Annotated in this window: 16 protein-coding genes and 1 tRNA gene; 10 read left to right on the top strand and 7 right to left on the bottom strand. The window is 54.5% G+C overall.

Annotated features, from left to right (window positions below; genetic code table 11):
* Window positions 1-485: 485 nt before the first annotated feature.
* Together SD425_RS08295 and SD425_RS08290 are read right to left on the bottom strand one after the other, a co-directional pair.
* The gene (locus SD425_RS08295) at window positions 486-857 is read right to left on the bottom strand and encodes an L-rhamnose mutarotase (RefSeq protein WP_324677344.1); all 372 of its coding nucleotides are present in this window, start codon (window positions 855-857) and stop codon (window positions 486-488) included.
* A 70-nt stretch (window positions 858-927) separates the two neighbouring features.
* Complete coding sequence (locus SD425_RS08290; RefSeq protein ID WP_324677342.1) at window positions 928-3672, bottom strand: alpha-L-rhamnosidase; 2745 nt, start codon at window positions 3670-3672, stop codon at window positions 928-930.
* Between the two features lie 85 nt (window positions 3673-3757).
* Here SD425_RS08290 and SD425_RS08285 point away from each other — a divergent pair, with 85 nt between their 5' ends.
* The gene (locus tag SD425_RS08285; protein WP_324677340.1) at window positions 3758-4285 is read left to right on the top strand and encodes a hypothetical protein; all 528 of its coding nucleotides are present in this window, start codon (window positions 3758-3760) and stop codon (window positions 4283-4285) included.
* Window positions 4286-4722: 437 nt separating this feature from the next.
* On the opposite strand, the gene SD425_RS08280 is transcribed toward SD425_RS08285, so the two are convergent.
* Window positions 4723-4795, bottom strand: a tRNA-Lys gene (locus tag SD425_RS08280).
* A gap of 269 nt (window positions 4796-5064) precedes the next feature.
* Between SD425_RS08280 and SD425_RS08275 the strand changes: the two genes are divergently transcribed.
* Window positions 5065-5589, top strand: coding sequence for a hypothetical protein (locus SD425_RS08275; RefSeq protein ID WP_324677338.1), 525 nt, complete (start codon window positions 5065-5067; stop codon window positions 5587-5589).
* A 107-nt stretch (window positions 5590-5696) separates the two neighbouring features.
* On the opposite strand, the gene SD425_RS08270 is transcribed toward SD425_RS08275, so the two are convergent.
* Window positions 5697-6503 carry an SDR family oxidoreductase gene (locus SD425_RS08270; RefSeq protein WP_324677335.1) on the bottom strand — a complete coding sequence of 269 codons (807 nt, stop codon included), beginning with the start codon at window positions 6501-6503 and terminating at the stop codon, window positions 5697-5699.
* 182 nt (window positions 6504-6685) lie between these two features.
* Here SD425_RS08270 and SD425_RS08265 point away from each other — a divergent pair, with 182 nt between their 5' ends.
* From SD425_RS08265 to SD425_RS08245, 5 genes are all read left to right on the top strand, one after another.
* Window positions 6686-8914 (top strand): GEVED domain-containing protein, encoded by a 2229-nt coding sequence (locus SD425_RS08265; protein ID WP_324677333.1) that lies wholly within the window; start codon window positions 6686-6688, stop codon window positions 8912-8914.
* Between the two features lie 77 nt (window positions 8915-8991).
* A complete protein-coding gene (locus SD425_RS08260) occupies window positions 8992-12963 on the top strand; it encodes a gliding motility-associated C-terminal domain-containing protein (RefSeq protein ID WP_324677331.1) in 3972 nt (1323 codons plus the stop codon).
* Between the two features lie 242 nt (window positions 12964-13205).
* A complete protein-coding gene (rlmD, locus tag SD425_RS08255; protein WP_324679507.1) occupies window positions 13206-14558 on the top strand; it encodes a 23S rRNA (uracil(1939)-C(5))-methyltransferase RlmD in 1353 nt (450 codons plus the stop codon).
* A 72-nt stretch (window positions 14559-14630) separates the two neighbouring features.
* Window positions 14631-14912: a GIY-YIG nuclease family protein gene (locus SD425_RS08250; protein WP_324677329.1), complete on the top strand. Its 282-nt coding sequence runs from the start codon at window positions 14631-14633 to the stop codon at window positions 14910-14912.
* A gap of 70 nt (window positions 14913-14982) precedes the next feature.
* On the top strand, window positions 14983-15357 hold the full coding sequence (locus tag SD425_RS08245; protein ID WP_324677327.1) for a hypothetical protein: 375 nt from the start codon (window positions 14983-14985) through the stop codon (window positions 15355-15357).
* A 215-nt stretch (window positions 15358-15572) separates the two neighbouring features.
* Here SD425_RS08245 and thiL read toward each other — a convergent pair whose 3' ends face one another.
* On the bottom strand, window positions 15573-16601 hold the full coding sequence (gene thiL, locus SD425_RS08240; RefSeq protein ID WP_324677325.1) for a thiamine-phosphate kinase: 1029 nt from the start codon (window positions 16599-16601) through the stop codon (window positions 15573-15575).
* A gap of 216 nt (window positions 16602-16817) precedes the next feature.
* On the opposite strand from thiL, the gene SD425_RS08235 reads away from it, so the two are divergent.
* Both SD425_RS08235 and SD425_RS08230 read left to right on the top strand, forming a co-directional pair.
* The gene (locus SD425_RS08235) at window positions 16818-17411 is read left to right on the top strand and encodes a hypothetical protein (RefSeq protein WP_324677323.1); all 594 of its coding nucleotides are present in this window, start codon (window positions 16818-16820) and stop codon (window positions 17409-17411) included.
* Window positions 17412-17705: 294 nt separating this feature from the next.
* Window positions 17706-18002, top strand: coding sequence for a hypothetical protein (locus SD425_RS08230; RefSeq protein ID WP_324677321.1), 297 nt, complete (start codon window positions 17706-17708; stop codon window positions 18000-18002).
* A gap of 81 nt (window positions 18003-18083) precedes the next feature.
* Here the strand turns inward: SD425_RS08230 and SD425_RS08225 are convergent, their stop codons facing one another.
* Both SD425_RS08225 and SD425_RS08220 read right to left on the bottom strand, forming a co-directional pair.
* A complete protein-coding gene (locus SD425_RS08225; RefSeq protein WP_324677319.1) occupies window positions 18084-19829 on the bottom strand; it encodes a M3 family oligoendopeptidase in 1746 nt (581 codons plus the stop codon).
* A 147-nt stretch (window positions 19830-19976) separates the two neighbouring features.
* Complete coding sequence (locus SD425_RS08220; protein WP_324677317.1) at window positions 19977-21143, bottom strand: ferredoxin--NADP reductase; 1167 nt, start codon at window positions 21141-21143, stop codon at window positions 19977-19979.
* A gap of 164 nt (window positions 21144-21307) precedes the next feature.
* On the opposite strand from SD425_RS08220, the gene SD425_RS08215 reads away from it, so the two are divergent.
* The gene (locus SD425_RS08215) at window positions 21308-21994 is read left to right on the top strand and encodes a peptidoglycan DD-metalloendopeptidase family protein (protein WP_324677315.1); all 687 of its coding nucleotides are present in this window, start codon (window positions 21308-21310) and stop codon (window positions 21992-21994) included.
* The last annotated feature ends 107 nt before the right edge of the window (window positions 21995-22101 follow it).

Below are 22101 nucleotides of genomic sequence, written 5' to 3'. Positions count from 1 at the left end.
AGCCCTTTTAAGCAGTTGATAATGTGCTCGTTCACTCTAGTGTACAACGTTAGGTGAGTTAGGTGGTACCTAGCTTAGCGCAGTTGCGCCAAGTAATCGGCCTCTCAGGTGGCGGGCAGCAAAGGGCTGCGAGGAGGCTGCGCTAGCTAGGAGGACATTTGCGACTACAAATCCTCTCGTGTCTGCCCGACTGGTGGCAGTTTGTGCCGATTGCTTCGCCTTCTATCCGCTATAGAAATGCTGGAGACGTGGGCCTAAAGTAAGAAAGTATTGACACAAACAATTGGAAAATTTAAAAATGTGCGCGCAAACTCACTTGATGTGTGCGGCAACACTCATACATGAGTGCAAATTAGGCTCATAGTAGAATACAATGGTGGTGTAGCAGAAAAGAAAGAATACCATTCAGGGCAGTGTAGTGCACACCTATCCACCTCGGCCAGTACTGGTACCAGCGAGGGCCGCGCTTTCCGTTCTCTACTAGATCAACCTAGCTCATAGATGCGCTCCATGAGTTGCCACTTTTCGTTGGCAGTACTGGAGGCTGTGGTTTTTTGAAACTGAGAAACGTAGGTTTCCCATTCTGCCTGCCGGGGTTTGGTGGCGAGTTCCGCCATGGCCTGCTCGTGGTCGAAGCTAGCGACAGTATCCATAATCATGAAGAGCTGCCTCCCAAACAGGTAGATTTCCATCTTCAGAATGCCTACCTCGCGCATGCCCTGGTCTATTTCTGGCCAAACGGCGCTTGGCCCGTGCGCTTGCTTGTACTGCTCGATCAATGCGCTGTCATCTTGCAAGGTCAGCGTTTTGCAATACCTTTTGAAATGCGCCGGATAACCTGATTCTATGTATTCCATGGACGAAAGGGAAAGCTAGGGAGGGAGGATGTTTTTGTAGTGGCTAGTAAACCTAGGTAGCGAAGGTGCGTCACCGAATTGCCAACTCGTAGGAGCCAGCAGCTAGGTGGTATTGGTAGAGGCCTGGCGTTGATTTCACCAGACGGATATATGGGGAGGCTGAATCTAACCGCTTACCGGCTTCGTACACCTGCTGCCCACTCGCTACGGGCAAGAGCAAGGTCGCGGTGGCATTAGGCGGCACAGTCACTTTGTAGGAAATGCTACCCGCGATTTTCTGCCACGCCGACCGAATGAGGCCGTAGGGGCTAGCGTGGCTCGCCTCAAAATGATCGAGACCGGCCACGAAATGCGGCGTCAGCAGCGTGTTCTTGAAGCCCGGCTGGAGCGGATCGGGCCGAATGCCACCTAGTCCTTTGTAAAGCCAAGCTCCTATTTCCCCGAACATGATGTGGTTCATGGAAATATCGCTCTTGGCATCAATAGGCCAGTTTTCGTAGAGAGTCGTCGCGCCGTTCACAATCCACCACCCCCACGAGGGAAATGTTTCTTGCGCAGCGACCCGGTAGGCTAGGTCGGCGTGACCGTTTTCGCTGAGCGCGCTCAAAATGGCCTTGGTGCCGAGCAAACCGACGTCGAGGTGGTAATTATCGGCGGCTACGCGGCGGGCTAGGTTGTCGGCTACGCGGCTCTTCAGTTCGGGTGGCACTACTCCCCAATACAGGGGCACGCTGAGTTCCGTCTGCACCCCATTGCCATACTGCGCCGTCTCCCGATTCAGGTATTTGGCATTGATGGCCGCCCTAATTTTTTCGGCTAAAGCGGCGTAGTACGTGTAGTCGGCAGTTTTGCCCAGTACCTTGGCAGCTTTGGCCAGAATGAGCGCATCGGTGTAGTAGTACGTCGACGAAGTCAACTCCACCGGCGACTTCGATTTGACCGGCACCCAGTCACCTAGCCCCCAACTGGTGAGGTTTGTGGGGCTCTGCTCATGAATGTGGTCCACGTAGCGTTTGAGGTTGCCGTAGCAATCGGCCAGTAGCTTAGTATCCCCGTAAAACAGATAGATATTCCAAGGAATCAGCGCAATCGTGCTGGTCCAGTCGGGGCCATTACCCCATTCATAGCCCCAGCCGTTGGAGGGAATAATAGAAGGCAGCACCCCGTTGGGTTGCTGCTCATCGCGGTGGTCCGCTAGCCATTTCTCGTAAACGGTGATGCCATCGAAGTTGTACAAGCCCGTTTCTACGGCAATGTGCGCGTCGCCGGTCCAGCCGTTCTTCTCCCGCTGCGGACAATCAGTCGGATACCCGAACAGGTTCGACAAATAAGAGTTGTTGGTCGCCTGCCAGATCTTGTTGAGCGTGGGATTGGAAGAAGACACCTGGCCCACGGCTGGCACGTCGCTGTGCATAAAATACCCAGTCAGACTACCGGTAGTCAGCGCAACCGGTTGGCTACTCGTCACTTCCACGTATTGAAAGCCCTTGTAATTGAAGGACGGCATGAAGGTCTCCTCCCCTTTACCGCTCAGCGTAAAAACATCCGTTTGGAAGGGGTCGCGCTTGTCGGTGGGCCGGTAATGCACGTCGATGTTGGATTGATCCACCCGGCCATCAGCATACACCCGTTCGCCGTGCTTGAGCCGCAGCGCCGTTCCTGCGGGGCCTTGCACCCGTAGCTGACTCACCCCGGCAATGTTGCGACCTAGGTCGAACACATAGGTGGTGTCATTAAGCTTCTTAATCGTTTTAGCAGGTATGCTTTCGACGTTCCGGATGGGGTGCATGACCTGCGCCACAATGTTCTGCGATGGCGCGGCGCGGTTCATCACTGGCTTCCATTTGGTGTCATCAAACCCTGCGGTGTTCCAGCCAGTTTGCTCCAACCGGGCATCGTAGTGCTCCGCCGTATAAATGCTGTTGAACACCAATGGACCTAAGCTCGTCTTCCAGTCAATGCCTGACGTGACGGTTTCTACCGAGCCGTCGGTGTACGTCACGCGCAAATCGAGGCAGAACGTGGGACGGTTGCGCCACGGGGCTTCGTGGAAGTACCAGACTGCCGTAGACTGGTGGTTATACCAGCCGTTGCCGAGGAGCACGCCTACGGCATTCTGCCCGGCTTTCAGGTAAGAAGTCACGTCATACGTCACGTACAGCGTCCGGCGGTCGAAGCGCGTGTACATGGGGTCGAGGCGATGGTTGCCGATGCGTTGCCCGTTCAAGAACAGTTCGTAGAGCCCCGCGGCGGCAATGTACGCCCGCGCCGACTTGACCTTTTTAGCTACCCCAAACCCTTTTCGGAAGTATGGCGCTGGCCGCAGAGCTACGTCGCGCGTGTCGCTGATCCAAGTGCCTTGCCAGTTCTTCATGGTCATCAGCCCCGTCTCAAAGCTAGCTACCCGGCTCGCTGGCGCGTTGCCTCCATTCCATACCTGTACCCGCCAGAAATACTTGGTAAATGGGCGTAGCGCCTGACCGGCATAAGTGACCAGTTGCTGGTCCGAGGCAATTTTGCCGGGGTTCCACACGGCTCCTTTGCCCTGGCTAACGCTCAGCGAGTCGGTACCCACCACCAGCTGGTAAGCCTGCTGCCTAGCCCCGCGCCGGTTATCATCCAGTCGCCATGATAACCGGGGCCGCGGGGCATCTAAGCCTAATGGATTTACCAAGTACTCGCAGCGCAAGTCTACGGCTCCCGCAGGGGTGTAGGCCTGTGCACTCAAACTGACCAGTAGTAAGCTAGCACCTAGGATACAGCGGGAGAAAGCGGAAGATGTCGAAGCGACAAGCTTCGCACGGAGTACGAACATAGCAGTGTGCATGAGAAAAGGAAGCAGCTAACGCTTCAGTGAATTACCTCTGGAAGCAAGCATAACCAGCATAACTGAGAAGTCCGTGCTGCTGAACAAGCTTGCTTTTGCGGTTGTAAATTATCAGAAGTCTAGAGGTTTGCGTTATTCTGCTGCTAATGCTTGTCTGCTACGGGCACTTTTGCCGCGCATCTTCGTCCCAAAAACCATTATGAACAAAGGATATAAGCTACTTCTCTCCCTGTTAATAGCTTTGGCTGTGACCTGCTTGTTATTGAGCATTCCTACCCGCTTACAATACTCATCAACGGTTATGTATATGCTTTATATAATACTCTTTTATGGATGGTGGCTTTATCTGCCCTTCGCCGGTATTCACTTTCTTTTACTACGCTTCTTCAACCGTAGTAATTGGTGGCTTTCATCCCTTGTTGGTGGTGTTCTCGCTATTACACTTCATACAATAGCCAAAACATATCCTGTTATCACCTCCCTTCCTCATTTCAGCGAGAGGAAAGAGCTTGATGTAATTGGCTTTGGAATTGGGGGTGCTGTATATGGCTTGCTATACAGTCTTTGGGTAAATAAACCCGCTACCAAACCTTCTATGTAGGTGACTAGTGCTCTGCGTGCGATTTTAAGATCCTGCTAACGAGTGGGCCTTCGCACTTTATAGCTATTCGTCTTTACTAAGCTCAGCAGAATCTACACTCCCTTACCATCCATATTGGGACTCAAATTTGCCCCAAAATAAGTCTACCACTGTACGTTCACTATTTGCTAAATAGCAGTTCTGTTTCTAAGTAAGAAACGTGAAAGCAGGGCTTTTCCAGCCTCGACACGATTTCTAAATAGAAAATGTAGCGGGCAGAAGTGAAGTAGGAAGGGTCTGAATCAACTTAGAACCAACCTTTTTGCAGCTAGCAAATCAGGAATTCTTCACCTAACAAATCAAAAATGCTAGGTACAGCCATTTGCTGAGTACCACCAAAACATCTGTTTGCAGCCAATAGGGCAAGAAAAAAGGGTAGTCATTTCTGACTACCCTTGTGATCCCGCTGGGATTCGAACCCAGGACCCATACATTAAAAGTGTATTGCTCTACCAGCTGAGCTACAGAATCGTTTATTTGTGTTGTGGAAGCGTGTTCCTTTATTGTGGGCACAAAAGTAGGGGGTCATCTTTTAACCTGCAAGCATCTTGATAAAAAAAACGTGTTTTTTTCTCCTGTTTTGGACGTTTTCTCACCAAATCATTCTAGCTCAAAAAGTTAGCAAAACACTTTCCCAGGCAGATTCTTTGTTCAAAGCGGGTGCTTATGAGCAAGCGTATCCACTCTACCGACAAATTTTGCGGCAAGAGCGGCAGGCCTCGCCACAACTTTTGCTCCGCATGGCATACGTGCAGGAAGGGTTGGGACATTATCCGGCAGCGCTTTACTACTTAAACCTCGCCCAGATACGTCAGCCGCGCCATGCTACCTGGCATAAGATAGCCGAGCTAGCCCAAAACCAGCGCGTAACCGGCTACCCAGACTCGTGGCGGCAGAGCCTGATTATTACGTTCCGGCGGTATTACTACCGCTTGCTTCAGTTGTTGCTGATAGCCGCAGTTATCGGCGGCACGCTTTTGCTGATCCGGCGGCGCTCGGTGGAGAGGGGCTGGTGGCTCGCGTATGCTTGTTACCTAGGTTTGGTACTGGTGTTCCTGAACGTATTAGGACCAAATCAAACTGGAATTGTGGCTAGCTCCCATGCAGCCCTAATGACAGGACCTGGTGCTGGTGCCGCTTGGCTTACCACGGCTGCTGCCGGCGACCGACTAATTGTGCGCGGACGCAAGGATATCTGGTACCAAGTAGAATGGCGCGGACAAGCCGCCTATATCCGTCGCTCCGATTTGCTGCTCATCAAATAGTGGCATGCCTCTGCTGATAGCACTAGATGTATCACCTAGCTCAACAAACGGCAACGGCCCCGAACGTGAAGGTTCGGGGCCGTTGCCGTTTGTTGAGCTAGGTGCAGCTACACTTTAAAGTCTTTCTCCTCTTTGCGGAAGTGATTTAAGACTAATTTATCCGTGAGACCGGGAAGTAGTTTGTTGAGGAACACAGTCAGCTTCCCCTGGCTCGTGAGCACCAAGTCGCGGCGGCGCTGGCGTACGGCACTCACCAGGTGCTGGGCTACTTCTTCGCTGCTCATCATTTGGCCTTCATCGCGCGGCGACTCCCCTTGCGCGGAGCCATCCGCAGCGAGGGCCGTTTGGCGGATATTGGAAGCCGTGAAGCCAGGGCAGGCAACTAGCACGTGCACGCCTTGAGGCAACAGTTCGGTGCGTAGTGCTTCCAAGAAGCCGTTCATAGCGAATTTAGAAGCAGAGTAGCCCGTACGCCCCGGCAAACCTCGGTAGCCAGCAATGCTGGAGATGCCCACAATAGAGCCTTTGCTAGCCTGAATATGGGGCAGCGCAAACTTGGTGGTGTACACCGTCCCAAAAAAGTTGGTCTGCATAAGGCGCTGAATCACGTCGAGGTCAGCATCCTGGAATAGCGCCCGCATGGAAATACCGGCGTTGTTAATCAGCACGTCGAGTCGACCGAAGGTGGCGATGGTTTCGGCAACGGCACGCTCGGAGTCGGCTACGATGCCCACATCGGCGCGCACAGTGTGGTGTTGGATACCTAGGGTGGTAAGTTGCTGGGCCGTTTCGCGCAGGCGTGCGGCATCCCGCCCCGTGATAACTATTTGCGCGCCGGCCTGCCCAAAGGCCACGGCACTTGCTCGGCCGATGCCCGAAGTTCCGCCTGTTATTAGTACTACTTTCCCTTGCATATATGGAGTCGTGGAGAAAAAGCTGCTCTTCCTATTCCAAACAAAAGTAGCCGCTTTTCCCTCGTAGATCAGTAATTTGATTCCACGTGGCGAGGTACTTAAATGGAGTATATACCGCTTCGGGTATACAATTAAGTCAGTACATTTAGGCAATCTTTTTCTACACACCTACGGCAATATCTATGCTTTCATTTTTACGCATTGGGCGCAGTGCGTCAGCTTATTCCTTTTTTCTATTGCTGCTAGCTGTGTTACCTGTCCTGAGCCACGCGCAGACGTGCCCTGCTGCCACGAGCACCTGCACGCCCGGCTCTGCTCCGAGCACCAACTTTCCCTATGGCATGGGAATTTTCAACGTGACGCTGGGCACAATCAACAACTCAACCTCAGGCGTCACGGATGGCTATAAGGATTATTCCTGCACGCAGAACACCAACCTGACCCTAGGCACCACTGTTCCTTTTACCGTTCAAACCAATACTGCTGTTGGCGAGAACGTGCGAGCGTGGATCGACCTGAACAATGATGGCGTTTTCAATGCCACGTCGGAACTGGTTTATAGTGACCTCGCTACGGGCAAGCATACGGGCACGATTACCGTGCCCGGCACTGCTGTTGTTGGCACGCGTTTGAGACTACGAATAGCCGCCGACTTTTTCACCTCGCCTGTGCCCACGCCGTGCTCTACGCCCGACTACTCACAGACCGAGGATTATAGCGTAACGCTGAGCGCAAACACTCTAGCTCCCGCTGCAGAATTTGTCGCCGCTCAACCACTTACCTGCTCGGGTTGTGTGCAGTTCACTGATCAGAGCCTCAACGCGCCAACTTCCTGGCTGTGGAGCTTCGGCGACGGCACCACCAGCACCCAGCAGAATCCACAGCACTGCTATACCACCCCGGGCACGTTCACGGTGACGCTCACGGCAACCAATACCATTGGCGCAAATACCCGTACGCGGAGCAACTACATTTCTTACGACAACGTGTTGCCTAAAGCGGCTAGCTGCACGCCCATCACCACCGATTACTGCTGCAACTACGGCATCACACAGTTTACTCTAGGGACACTGACCAAAACCTCAGCCGGCGGACAAGCTAGCTACGAGGACTTTACCTGCTCGGGCAAGGTGCAGCTTACGGAAGGGCAGGCGTATCCGCTCAGCATTACGACGGGCACTGGCAATCCGCAGGACACCCGCGTATGGCTAGACCTAAATAATGATGGCACCTTCGACCCGACCACGGAGCTGATCTTCCAGGCCCTCAACCGCTCAAATCCAACGGGCTCATACACGATACCGGGCACGGCGGTCAAGAATCAGCCATTGCGCCTGCGCGTATCGTCGGATTATGTGAACGCCAACTTCGGCCCTTGCACCAATTTAAAATACGGGCAGGCAGAAGACTACACCGTTACGATCCTACCGAATACCCAACCACCGGTAGCTGCGTTCAACTCCAACTACGTGCTCGGTGGTTGCCAAAACCCCGTACAGTTTACCGACCAGAGCCAGAACATACCGACCTCTTGGCTATGGAGTTTCGGCGACGGTACCACCAGTACCCAGCAGAATCCGACGCACACGTACGCCGCCTCGGGCAGCTACACAGTGTCGTTGAAGGCTACAAATGCTTACGGCACCAATACGTTACAGGCTGCTAATTACATAGTGCTAACCGTTCCCTGCTTGTCGTATTGTCCTTCCAACGGCACAGGCACGGCATTTTGGATTACCAGCGTGGGCCTGACGGGGGCTACTCTCCCGACGCCTTTCACTAGTATTTCGGGCGCTGACGCCGGCGGGTATGGAAACTACATCAACCGCCCTATTACGTTGGTTCGCAACCAGAGTTATACGCTAACAATTGCTACCAACTTGACCAATTTTCATACTACTTCGGTGTGGATCGACTGGAATCAGGATGGCACCTTTGATATCTCCGAGCGCCTTGCGGACGTTAGCACGACGGGGACATTCAGCGGAACGCTGACGGTACCGAATCTGACCAGCAGCCTGATACGCATGCGCGTAGTGGCGCGGCTGAACACTAATACGCCGAATGCTTGCTTAGTCAACCAGGCCAATTCGGAGACGGAAGATTACACGTTGATCGTAAGCACTCCTACTGCTACGACAGAAGCTAGCAGCCTGCCCGCTCTTACTGTCTTCCCTAACCCGAGCACCGACGGTATACTGCACTTGCACCTAGCCGATGCGGGCGCGGCCGGTCTATACACCACCACCGTGGAGAATGTGCTAGGTGCCCGCGTGCTCAGCACGACCCTTCGCCTCACCCCCGCCAACGACGCAGACCTTGATCTTTCTGCGTTGCCGCGTGGGCTTTACTTGGTCCACTTGCGAGACCGTAGCGGGCACACGGCCGTGCGCCGCGTGATTCGTGATTAATCCCCTTTTTGCTTAAGCGTGGATCCATTCTGCTGATGTGGTCTGCGCTTGCTTTAGCTTCTCATTTGCCTATTTCTATGCAAAAATCTCTACTGCGCAGCCTCTTAGCGTGGTTGGTCTTACTTATTGCGCAGGTAGTGCCCGCTGCTGCGTCTCACCTTATCGGAGGTGACATTAGTTACCGCTACCTAGGTGTTAGCCCAGCTAATAATACGCTTTACCGGTACCGGGTTACGGCTCTTATTTATATCAACTCGGATTGTACACCGGGCACAAACCTCTCTAACGTACCCGACGGGCGAAGCAACATTTTTATTAGTCTCTACGACAAAGCCTCGGGCAACCGCATCAATAGTGGGCAGGGCAACCCCGTGTACACGTCGGTGCAAACGGGTTGTGGCTCAAGTATTACCCAGAATGAACCGCAACCGAACGGTACTTTCCGGCTGCCACGAGTTGCAAATCCTTCCATTACGCCACCCACCCCCGGCGGCTGCACTACTTCGGGCAGCGTTCAACCCAAAGTACGCCTGTGCCGCTACGAAGCGGATATTGATTTGCCGCTGTCTTTTCAGGGGTACTACGCCGTGTATAGCGACGGCACCCGCAACGCTGATATTGCCAACCTACGGAACCCCGACCAGCAAAACCAGACCATCTACGTGGAGATGGCGCCTCCCCTGCTGCCCAACTCCTCCCCTACTTTCTCTGACACGGCCGTGGTGGTTATCTGCCAGGGCGACACCAGTCTTCTCCTGAATAACGCTGTTGACCCCGACGGCGACCGGCTGATTTACTCCTTCAGCACGCCTTACAGCGGTACCCTAGGTTCGCCCACGACTTTTTCGCTGCCTAATACCGTCACGTACAATGCCGGCTATAGTGCCACCACGCCCTTCGGGGCTGGCGCGGGTAACTTCGCTTCGCTGAACGCCAGCACGGGGCTGAGCCGCTACCAGGCGGCGCTCATCGGGCGCTTCGTGGTGGCTGTAGAAGTGAAAGAGTATCGTACCATCAACGGACTCGAAGTACTGATCGGCTCCACGCGCCGCGAGGTCCAGCTGGTATCAAGGCAATGCCAGCCCAACCAGAGCCCCAAGTTCACAGCACCAACCCTAGCTACTCGCTCCATCACTATTGAAGAAGGACAATCGGCCAACTTCAACCTAGCCTCCACCGATGCCGATGGCAATCCGATTACGTTGCGCGTGAACAGCGTCTTGCTGGACGGCGCGGGGGGCTTCGATGCGAGTTTTGCCGGGCAGCCCGGCGTTGTGCAAGCGGGCAATGTGACGGGTACGGTATCCATAACCGGAACGGGCGGCAGCGTCAACGGTCAGTTTGTCTTTAACTCCAAATGCGGCAACGCCCGCCTAGCACCCTACGACGTAGTGGTGACAGCTACCGACGTGACCTGCGGGGCGAAGAGCGTATCCGAGGTGTTTCAGATTACGGTTGTGAAAGCGGCAAGCCCGACCAGCCTAGCCGGCGATAATACCATCTGTGATCGGAGCGCGGTCTACACGTACACGACGGGGAGTACCTCCGCTAATACATATCAGTGGCGTGTGTATGGCGGCGCGATACAGGGCCCTAGCACCGGCAACACCGTGCAGGTGCGCTGGAATGCCCTAGGCACAGGCCGCATTACCGTCCGCGGCCTTTCGGCGCAGGGCTGCCTTTCCGACTCCGTTTCGCGGACGGTAGACGTGCGGCCGGTTGAGCTGACTGTTACCCCTAGCGCAGCAGCTATATGTTTAGGCAGTGCCACAACGTTAACCGTTGCGGGTGGGCAAAACTATACCTGGACGGGCGGTGGTCAGACGTTTAGCGGCGCCTCTATTACCGTTAGCCCAACCCAAACCACCACCTATACGGTGACTTCCACCAATGGCCAATGTACGGGCACGCGGCAGGTGGTGGTGACGGTGAACGCTGCTGCCGTGGCCAACGCTGGTCCTGACGCTACCTTGTGCGCTGACAAACGGATTAGACTAGGTACCCCCGCGCTACCAGGTTTGAGCTACCAATGGAGCCCCATTGCCAACCTGAGTAGCCCCACGGATGCACAGCCTTTGCTTATGGCCGTCAATACAACAGCTAGCCCCCTTACCTTGACCTATACGCTGACTGCTACGGCCGTTGGTGGCTGCACCGCGACCAGCACTGTGCGTATTACCGTAAATCCACGGCCTGCAACTGATAGCATCAACGGCACCGCTTCCGTGTGTCCGACGGTGCAAGGCGTGACGTATAGCATCCGGAATCCACGGAGCGCAGCGTATCAGTGGGTGGTGAGTGGTGGCACCATCGCCAGCGGACAAGGTACTAACAGCATCACCGTCAACTGGGGTGATACGAACGCCAATGCCAGCGTACGTGCCTTCACCCTGAACTCGTTCAGCTGCTCCTCCGATACGATTACGTTGCCCGTGCGCATCAACCAGCAGCTAGCGACGGCTAGGCCAACGGGTCCGCTTAGCGTGTGCCAGGCTGATGGTCCCTACACGTATCAGACGCTTTACACCAATGGCTCCGTGTACGCGTGGCAAGTCATTGGGGGTACCCAGGTGAGCACCAACCAATCGTCGGTACAAGTGCGCTGGAATCGGGTAGGCGTCGGCAAAATCGTGGTGACCGAAACTAGCAACCCTAGTGCCGCTATCCGGTGCCTAGGCCAGTCCGACACTTTATATGTGAACGTGCTGCCTTCGCCGCTAGCCAACCTAGCTATCAGTGGCCCGGATCGGGTGTGCGCAAGCAGCGGAAACATCAGCTTCCTACTGCCCGGCGCTGCCAACTCCAGATATCAATTTACGCTGAATGGCACGGCTCTGACTAGCACGACCAGCACGGCCACCTTTACCACGCCCGCTGCGGGCACCTACACCCTCACGGCGCGCGAAACGAACACCAGCGGCTGCGCTGGCCCGATCTATACGAAGCAGTTCATCGTTGATCCGACACCAGCACCAGTGACGATTAGCGGCCCGCGCAACGTGTGCCCGGAAAATCTGAATGGACTGCGCTACTCCGTAACCGGCCTCACTAGCTCCACTTTCCAGTGGGCAGTAGCGGGCGGTACCGTTGTAAGCGGGCAAGGCACGAACAACGTAGTGGTGAACTTTACCGCAGGCACGGCGGCGAAAACAGTTAGCGTAACCGAAACCTCCAGCTTCGGCTGCAACAGTGCCCCCAATACGCTCACCGTTAGCCCCGACAACGTGAGCCTAGCTTTGCAGCTAGCTTCCGTAGATGCGCAGAGCGACACCAAAATCAACCTGAACCTAGCTGCTAGTAGCAACGCCGGCAATGGCAACCGCATCAACATCTTGCGGCGCGACGCGGGCAGCACGGGCGCTTACACGAACGTGGGCAACGTGGCCAATACCGTCACCACCTTCGCCGACGCCAGCGCCGACGCGGATGCCCGCGCCTACCAGTATCAAGTGCAACTCACCAACGCATGCGGCACCGTGCTGAGCAGCACCGAGCACACCACCGTACGCCTCGAAGCGGTAGCCACCCAGGGCCGAGGCGGCCGGGACGAAGGTCGGGTGACGCTACGCTGGAACTCTTACCTAGGTCTTACCATCACGCAGTATGCCATCTACCGCCGCGCAGATGGTGGCACCGAAGAGCTTGTTCAGACTGTACCGGCGACGACTGCCACCCAGTACACGCAGGAACTAACTACCGGCGCCCAAGGCTTCAACCAATGCTTCCGTATTCGGGCGGTTTCGTCGGCGTCGAACCTAGCTCCTTCCTTATCGAACGAAGCGTGCGTTGACTTTGAAAACCCATTGGCTTTCTACAACATCATTACCCCCAACGGCGACGGGCTCAACGACGTGGTGTACATCGACAACGTGCAGCTGTACCCCGGCAACACATTCACCATCTTCAACCGGTGGGGCAAGGAAATCTATAATACCGCCAACTACCGCAACACTTGGGGCGGCGAAGGAACTTCGGCTGGTGTGTACTACTACATCTTCAAGCTAGCCAACGGCACGAAGAAGAAGGGCTGGTTTGAGATTGTGAAGTAAGAACCTAGCTTTGAAAGGCCTCCTGCGTAAGTGGGAGGCTTTTTTTGTGGATGCCCTTTTTGGCTAGACAGACGTCGTTGCCCGCAAAGGATGCAGTGTGCACGCAGAAGATGCAGCGCTTTTCCAGGGAAAGCAGGCCAGAAATGGGGCCTAGGGTGAGGCAAATCGTTGTTACCTTTGTCCTCGTGAGCAAAGCATCAAAAATCCCGGCGGAGGCACTCCGCGAAGTCGAAATTACCGACATGGTAGCCGAGGGCAAGTGCCTCGTGCGCCACAACAATATGGTCATCTTCGTGACGGGCGTTGCCCCCGGCGACGTAGTTGACCTACGTATTACTAAATCCAAGAAGAGCTTTCTGGAAGCTGTACCTACACACTTCCATAAGTACTCCGAGCTGCGCGTGCAGCCATTCTGCCAACACTTTGGCGTGTGCGGCGGCTGCAAGTGGCAGCATATCGGCTACGATACTCAGCTGCACTACAAGCAGCAGCAGGTGGAAGATACGCTGGAGCGTATTGGCAAAGTAGCGCTTCCTGAGGTGTTGCCTATCAAACACTCGCCCGCGCTGACCTATTATCGCAACAAGCTCGAATACACATTCAGCTTCATGGGCTGGCTGACGGCCGAGCAGATCCAAGACGAGACGCAGGAGTACGACCGTCGCGTGCTGGGTTTCCACACGCCTTCCCGCTTCGATAAGATCATTGACATTGAACACTGCTGGTTGCAGCCAGAACCTAGCAACGCTATTCGGCTAGCTATCCGTGAGTACGCCCGCGAGCATGAGTTGCGCTTCGGCAACTTGGTGAAGCAAACGGGATTGCTGCGCAACCTAATTATCCGCACCGCCAACACTGGTGACCTGATGGTGATTTTGCAGTGCTACCGCCAGCACCAAGCCATTGAGCCGCTGCTCGATTATATCTACGAGAAGTTTCCGCAGATCACCTCACTCAACTACGTGCTCAACGACAAGGGCAACGAAACCTTTCATGACTTGGAGGTGGTGTGCTACAAAGGCGAGCCCTACATCCACGAGGAAATGGAAGGGCTACGCTTCCGCGTCGGGCCAAAGTCGTTCTACCAGACCAACTCGGAAGGCGCTTACGGTCTCTACAAAATTGCCCGTGACTTTGCTGGCCTCACCGGCAATGAGCTCGTGTATGACCTTTACACCGGTGCTGGTACTATCGCCAATTTCGTGGCCCGCCAAGCTAGGCACGTAGTCGGCGTAGAGTACGTGGCGCAAGCTGTTGCCGACGCACGCGTAAACTCCGAAATCAACAACGTCACCAACACCGAATTCCACGCCGGCGACATGAAGGATGTGCTGTCGGCCGAGTTCATCACCGAGCACGGCCGCCCCGACGTTGTCATCACCGACCCGCCTCGCGCCGGCATGCACGTGGACGTGGTGCAGCGCCTGCTCGAAATGCGTGCCCCACGCATCGTATACGTGAGCTGCAACCCCGCCACTCAAGCCCGCGACCTAGAGTTGCTGGATGAAGCGTACAAAGTAACGCGTGTGCAGCCGGTGGATATGTTCCCGCATACGCACCATGTGGAAAATGTAGTGCTGCTGGAGCTGCGATAGACAACCTTAGCTAAGAAAGTGTTGTCATCCTGAGCTTGCGAAGGACCTTATCACGTCGCAATCGACTGCCTGATGCCCTACTACGTATACATTACGACAAACCCGGCGAAGACAGTGCTCTACATTGGCATTACTAATAGCCTGGTTGATAGGATGGCACAGCATTATGCTAATCGAGGTTCTACCCAAACATTTGCAGGACGCTACTTTTGCTATAATCTCGTGTATTTCGAAGAGTATGTCGATAGTAAAGCTGCCATTACCCGTGAGAAGGAGTTGAAAGGATGGACGCGGGCAAAGAAGGAAGCATTGATTGCCAATGATAACCCTGACTGGACTTTCTTGCCTACTTAACTGAGAAGCGAACGTGATAAGGTCCTTCGCAAGCTCAGGATGACACAGTAAACAATATTAGCACACCCAAATGGACTACGCCAACGCCCCCGAACTGAACGGTAAATACCTAGGTACCATCACCAAGGATTTCGCCACGGTTTCTGATACGCTGATGGAAGCGTCGTCGCAGATTCGGAAGCGCGACATTTCCAAGTATCCGATTTTCGTGTTTGCTCGCCAAGAAGTGCCACTGGGTGGCTTGCTGGTGAATGCCGATGAGTTAGGTCTGGAGTGGCACGTATTTGCCTCTTACCTCGAACTCTTCGTGCAGCAGCACGTCATTGCGGCCGAAAATGTAGAAGCCTTCGAGCAGACTTATAAGGACCCAAATGAGTACTGCTGCCTCTTCGTGCTAGATGAGGAGTTTACCAACTTCGTATATATCCCCTACCCCGAGGACTAATAAGCGCTGGTCTGCTTTCACTCATCTATTATCCTGAAGAAGGCAGGATCTTTCGCTCCTGAGTTCCAGGCTTACATAACTCAAACGCCCTTGATCAGCCACCTAGGTGGTCGATCAAGGGCGTTTGAGTTATGTAAGCCTTGTCAGTAAAAAAGGAAGGTTCCTCCTTCTTCAGGACGACAAGCGAGAAAGAATAGAAGCAGTGAGAGCCTAGCTTAAAAATGCTGCCAGCCTTGCGCTTGTAACGGCACCGCCTGACCAGCTTTCGTCACGAGATTTACGCCTTCGCTCTTCACCATCATGTTGCCAATGATTGTGATGTCCGGGTGATTTTTGAGTTTGTCGTAGTCGGAGAGCGGCACGGTGAAGAGCAGCTCGTAGTCTTCGCCGCCGTTGAGCATACACATGATGGGGTCGAGGTTGAACTCACTGGCAGCTTCCAGCGTGGGGTTGGCAATGGGTAGATTTTCGGAGAAGATGCGGGCACCCGCGCCGGAAGCTGCGCACAAGTGCAGCAGCTCGGAAGCCAAGCCATCCGAAATATCGATCATGCTGGTGGGCATGATACCTAGGTCTTTCAGCTCGTGCACGATGTCCATGCGTGCCTCGGGGCGTAGCTGGCGCTGCACCACGTAGCTATAGCTACCGAGTTCGGGCTGCATGTCGGGGTCGGCGAGGAAAGCTTGTTTTTCGCGCTCCAGCACTTGCAGGCCCATGAAAGCGCCACCTAGGTCGCCGGTTACGCAGATAAGGTCGTTGGGTTGGGCACCACTGCGGCGCACGGCTTGGCCGCTCGGCACTTGCCCCATGGCCGTGATGCTGATGGTGAGGCCGCCCCGACTAGCGGTGGTGTCACCGCCTACCAGGTCCACGTTATAGGCTTCGCAGGCGAGGCGCATGCCTTCGTACAGTTCCTCAATGGCTTCTACGGAGTAGCGAGCCCCAATAGCTAGCCCCACCACAATTTGGGTTGGCAAGGCGTTCATGGCAGCGACATCGGATACGTTAACCGCTACCGCCTTGTAGCCCACGTGCTTCAGGGGGGCAAATGTTAAGTCGAAATGCACACCTTCTACCAGTAGATCAGTGCTTACCACGATATCGTGCGCAGCGGGTGGTGCGATGATGGCAGCATCGTCGCCGATACCTAGGCTGGTGCTGGCTTGCCGGAGGGTGATGGTATTTTGTAGGCGTCGGATCAGGCCGAATTCACCCAGGGTTTCTAAGGGAGTTACGTCGCTCATGAAAGAATGCAGATTAGCGTGGGACAAAGGTAAGGGCCACAGCGTTGTAGCGCGAACCACTAGCAGAGCGTCAGCGAAGTACTGATTTGGCGTGTTGTTGCGTGGCTTACTAGACTATATTTTTGACAAGTATCGTTCTAGCATACGCGAAGCAAGATCTTCGTGCTACTTATCGCTGCCGTGAACAGCTAACTTTGTTTACTCATTATTGCTTCTATGAAAAAGATTCTCCCGTTAGCCTTCCTTATTGCCCTCGCGAGCCTCGAGGCTTGTAAAACCGATCGTTCCTCTAAAACCGTAGATCTCGCATCGCCGGCCGCGGCTAAAGCGCAGCTTGACGTGTTGCGCGACTCCGTGGATGTTCGTTGGACGCAGATGATTGCCAGTGACGATGCCAAGATTAGCGCCACCCGGCAAGTGTTGCGTGAGCTTGCCAACCAGCCCGGCGTTGATCGTGCTCAATTGCAACAGCTAACACGCGCTAACGACCGACTGAAAAACGTACGCTATAACCAGCAAACGATGGCCAACTCAGCGCAGATAGATGCCTACGATGCTGCTCAGGACTCCCTGCTGCATGTACTCTACCCCATAGCACAACCTACCAGCGGCCAGTCGAGCGAACTAGTACGCAATTTGACGGAAGGTATTCAGTCTTCCGACAGTGAAGTCGTTGGGTACCGCTTGCGCTATGATCAGGCAGCTAAGCAGTTCAATAACTACTTGCAGGTACACCAAGAACAGTTCTCAAAGCTAGGAGGAAAGTACAGCAAGCTTCAGCCGTTGCCGTTGTTCGAACTTCAGCAATAGCGCGCATTGTGTAGCCAATTTGAGCCTTTTGCCTACTCCATCTGCTCGAATGCTTACGCAGGCACTGTTGTGCTTTGATAGACAAAGCGTTATCTTTCACCACCTAATCACAATTTCTACAAAAAACACTATTAGGCAGGCTAGGATCAATTATAAACCGGTTTAATTCCTACATTTTTGCACGCTGCGTTATCAGCCGCTCTTCTGCGGTGCACTCTACCCCTCACTATGTCATCCCGAATACATCTTCTACGTCCGTCAAGAGTTCTTACGGCACTTATTCTGGGATTTGTCATGGTAATAGCGCCTGCTTGCCGCGATGCTCGGATGATGACGGTCGGCCCTGAATGCAACGTGCGCGCTACCGTGCGCGACTTGACCGCACTTGATGGCTGTGGCTTTGTACTAGAGCTGCCTAACGGCGTACGCCTGTCGCCGGATGCACAGGTTTGGGAAGGCTTTACACCCTACGAAGGACAGCAGGTGATGATTCGGTTTCAGCAGATAAATCGCGCCACGACCTGCCAGGTTGGTCGGCCCGTACACATCTACTGTATCACTGAAATTCAGCCTACATCGGGGCAATATTAACCTAGCTTCTTACAGCCCAAAAAGAAAAGCGGCCCGGAATAATCCGGGCCGCTTTTCTTTTTGACTACTTAGCGACTTGCCTTACAGCTTTGCCATTTCCTCGTGTACGAAGTCAGCCAACGTACGCAAATAGCTGGTGCTGAAATCGAAGCGAATGCCAGCGGCGGCGTAGATTTCCCCAATTGGGGCTGTGTAGCCTAGCGCCAACGCTCGCTTGTAGGCAGCTAGGCCTTCCTGTGGATTCTGGCGGAAGTTGCGCCACACCGCAATAGCTCCGAGCTGCGCCATAGCGTATTCAATGTAGTAGAACGGCACTTCGTAGAGGTGCAACTGCTTCTGCCACATATAGGGTTTGAAGCGCTCTAAGCCTTTCCAGCTTACCGTCCGTTGGTTGAACTCATCAAAAATCTTTACCCAGCAGTCGTGGCGCTGCTCCACGCTGTGGTTCGGATTTTCGTAGATCCAGTGCTGAAACTTGTCGATGGTGGCCACCCACGGGAACGTTTCGAGCACGCTCTCCAAGTGCGTTTTCTTTGCCCGGCGCAGCTCATCCTCGTCGTTGAAGAACAAGTCCCAATGGTCCATGCTCATCAGCTCCATGCTCATAGAAGCTAGCTCAGCAACCTCTGACGGTGGGTGCTTATCGGCGGAAAGCGGCAAGGAACGCGTAAGGAAGCTATGCACAGCGTGCCCGCCCTCGTGTAGCATCGTCACGACATCGCGCAACGAAGAAGTGGCGTTCATAAAAATGAACGGTACCCCCGTTTCGTCGAGCGGGTAGTTATAGCCACCTGGCGCTTTTCCCTTGCGCGACTCTAGGTCTAAGTGGCCCATTTGCTGCATCGTGCGCAAACAGTCACCCAAGTAAGGATCGAGGCGTTGAAAGACCGTAATGGTTTTCTCCAGCAACTCTTCTCCTGTTTCGAAGGGACGCAATGGGGCTTTACCTGACACGTCTACGTCGAGGTCCCAGGGGCGTAGCTCTGGCAGAGCTAGGTCTTGGCGACGCTCCAGATCCAACTCGTCGATGAGCGGCACAACCGTTTCACGAATAGCACGGTGGAAAGCGAAGCAATCTTCAGGCGTGTAGTCGAAACGCCCGAGCGCGGCAAACATGTAATCGCGGAAGTTAGAAAAATCCGCGTTCAGGGCCATCTGATGCCGTAGCTGAATCAGTTCGGTGAAGAGCTGATCGAGGGACAAAGCATCCTGCTGGCGGCGAGTCTGAACGGCATACCACGCGTCTTCTCGCACGGCCCGATCTGGGTTCTTCAACCGGTCGGCAGCCCGCGGCAGGGTCATTTCCTCGCCGTCGAGCGTCACGGTCATGGCACCTACCGTAGCGGCGTACTGCTGCTGTTTGGTGCTAATATCTGTTTTGAGCGGAATGTTCTCGGGACGGTAGATTTCCAGGGCTTGCCGCACGGAGCGAATAAACACGCGGTAGCGCGCGGGGTCGAGCCCTCCTAGGTAATCCGAGCTCATCATCTTTTCGTTGAGCGCGTGGTCGTAAGGGGCGACATTCGGCTCAATCTCACTGACAAAGTACTGGAAGGCCTCTGCACGAACCGTATCCTGGGTATCGCACGTCATGCGGATGTAGCGCCAAGCGAGGTTCTCGCTCAGCACACTTTCCAGTTCGCTACGGTCAAGAAGCCACCTTTCTAAGTCTTCCGAGGAAGGAATGTCACGGTCACGAAGCTCCAAGAAATAGGGTTCAAGGGTAGCCCAATCTGTGACGGTGAAACCCTCGGGTAAATACTGCCGCGGTGGACGCCGAGTTTCCGTGGCCGAGGCTAATTGAGGTTCAGGGGCGGCATTTATCATGGGTACAAGATACACTAACGTTTCTTTCTTGTTAGGACTTTTTGACAGCACGACGGCAATTTCCCGCAGCGCTGATCCGAGTCATATCAAGAGTATCGTAGGTTTAAAAACGACAGCCAAACGCTTTGTTTGGCACTGGCCAACAAGCTAATCAATCTCAATCACGACATCGTCGGTCAGTGGGTGACCCACACAGACGAGTACGTACCCTTGCTTCAATTCGGAATCAGAAAGGCCCTCTCGCTCATCCAAATGCACCTTACCCGACAAGCACTTACCCCGACAAGCCGTGCAGAGCCCAGCTTGGCAGGAATACGGCAGATCAATATCTAGGTCGAGCGCCGCCTCCAGAATCGTCTGGGAAGGCGCTACTTCTATTTCATACTCACTGCCTTCGTACTGAATCGTTACGGTACGCGCCGTCACTTTGCCATCGTCCGCTGCTGCTGATACGTCGCCGTGGCCGTTAGGTTGAGCCGCTGCGGCTTCCATTGTTTCGGCCGCCGCTACAAAGCTTTCGTGCCGAACCTGGCTGGCCGGTACGCCCAACAAATCGAGCGCAGCGCGTGCCTCGTTCATCATGCCCTCTGGGCCGCAGAGATAGTAATCGGCTTGCTCGGCTGGAAACTGGTGTTTATGCTCCAGAATACGCAGCAACATGGTCCGATTCAGACGCCCCGTATGCTGATGCGGGTCGGGAGCGGCTGGCTTAGACGACGTGAACCGGCTGAAGAAAGAGGTACTTTTGCTTTCCGCTTTGCCCGTGGGCTGGCTGTACACGTGCTCTACCTGAAACCGGTTAGGATATTGCTCTTGCAGCTTTTGGAGTTGCTTGTGGAAGATGACGGCTTCCTCGTTACGGTTGCCGTACACCAGGAGCACGTGACTGTTAGGCTCCTCGCGTAGCACTGCTTTCAGGATGCTCATGAGCGGCGTGATGCCACTTCCCGCTCCCACCAGCACCAACGACCGCGCCGCTTTGAAGCTAGGCTTCACGGTGAAGTTGCCGAGCGGCGCCATCACTTCTATCTGCTGGCCTACCTTCACTGTATCAAGCAAATAGTTGCTCACCAAACCACCATGTACACGCTTTACCGTCACCGACAAGCGAGGCGCTTCGTGGGGCGTGCTGCTGAGCGAGTAAGCCCGGCGCTCCTTTTTGCCGCCTGGTCCACAGGGTAGAATCAAGGTTAAAAATTGGCCCGGCTCGCTGGCAATCGGCTGACGATCGGGGTGTTCGAGGTGAATAGTAACAGCGTCGCTGGTTTCGGGAGTAACCTCGACAACGTTGAGTGTAAAGTAAGGGCTGCTCATGAAAGCAAAAAAGCTAGGTTGAGTAGAATAACCGAGATAGGGTGCCGCTGGTTCGGCACAGCAGCAAAGTAAGGACTTTTGTTGCGGACGACTTAGCTTGCATCTTTGTTTACTTGTTGCCTATCGTTGGGCAAGATCTAGCTTGGCGCTAGGCCCTTTACTATATGCTTTCCACTTTGCTCCAGCAGCACCAAGCTGCTTTTGGCCCAGTTCTCCCGGTTGATCTGAACGGCGCCGACGTGTGTCGCCTCGATTTTTCGGCCACTAACCCGAGCCTTGCCACCGCCGACTTGCGCGACAGTACTTCGTTTGAACAAGTTGTGCAGGCGATGCTGACGGCTCAAAATGCCAGAATTGGGGTAGGTGGCTATCTAGAAAACCGCATCATCTATCGGCGTAGTCCTGGCTTATTTGGCGACCCTGCGCTACCGGCTCGCTCGCTGCACCTAGGTGTCGACGTATGGCTGCCTGCGGAGACACTCGTGCTTGCGCCGCTAGCCGCCACCGTGCACAGCCTAGCCGATAATGCCAGCTTCGGCGACTATGGCCCAACGGTTATTCTTCAACACGAATTGGAAGGCACCACATTTTACACGCTCTACGGGCACCTAGGTCGTCGCGAGTACGACAATCTGCGCAAAGGCCAGAAGCTAGAAAAAGGGGCCGCTTTTGCTACGGTCGGTCCATACCCTGAGAATGGTGATTGGCCGCCACACCTGCACTTCCAGGTTATGGCAGACATGCAAGGCCGCTCTGGCGACTTTCCTGGAGTGGCCCTGCCATCAGAGCAGAAGCAGTGGGCAGCATTGTGCCCCGATCCCAATTTAATTCTGCAAAGCCGCTGGTTATAGTCTTCTCTATTCTCCTGAGCTTGGTTTGCAGGGAAGACTATACGTAGCTAAAAAGCTCAGCGCCCTTGATCAACCGTATGATTGATCAAGGGCGCTGAGCTTTAAGA

Source organism: Hymenobacter sp. GOD-10R (genome assembly GCF_035609205.1).
Taxonomy (GTDB): domain Bacteria; phylum Bacteroidota; class Bacteroidia; order Cytophagales; family Hymenobacteraceae; genus Hymenobacter.
Note: the sequence above shows the minus strand (reverse complement) of the source record. Positions and strands in the feature narration are given on the sequence as shown.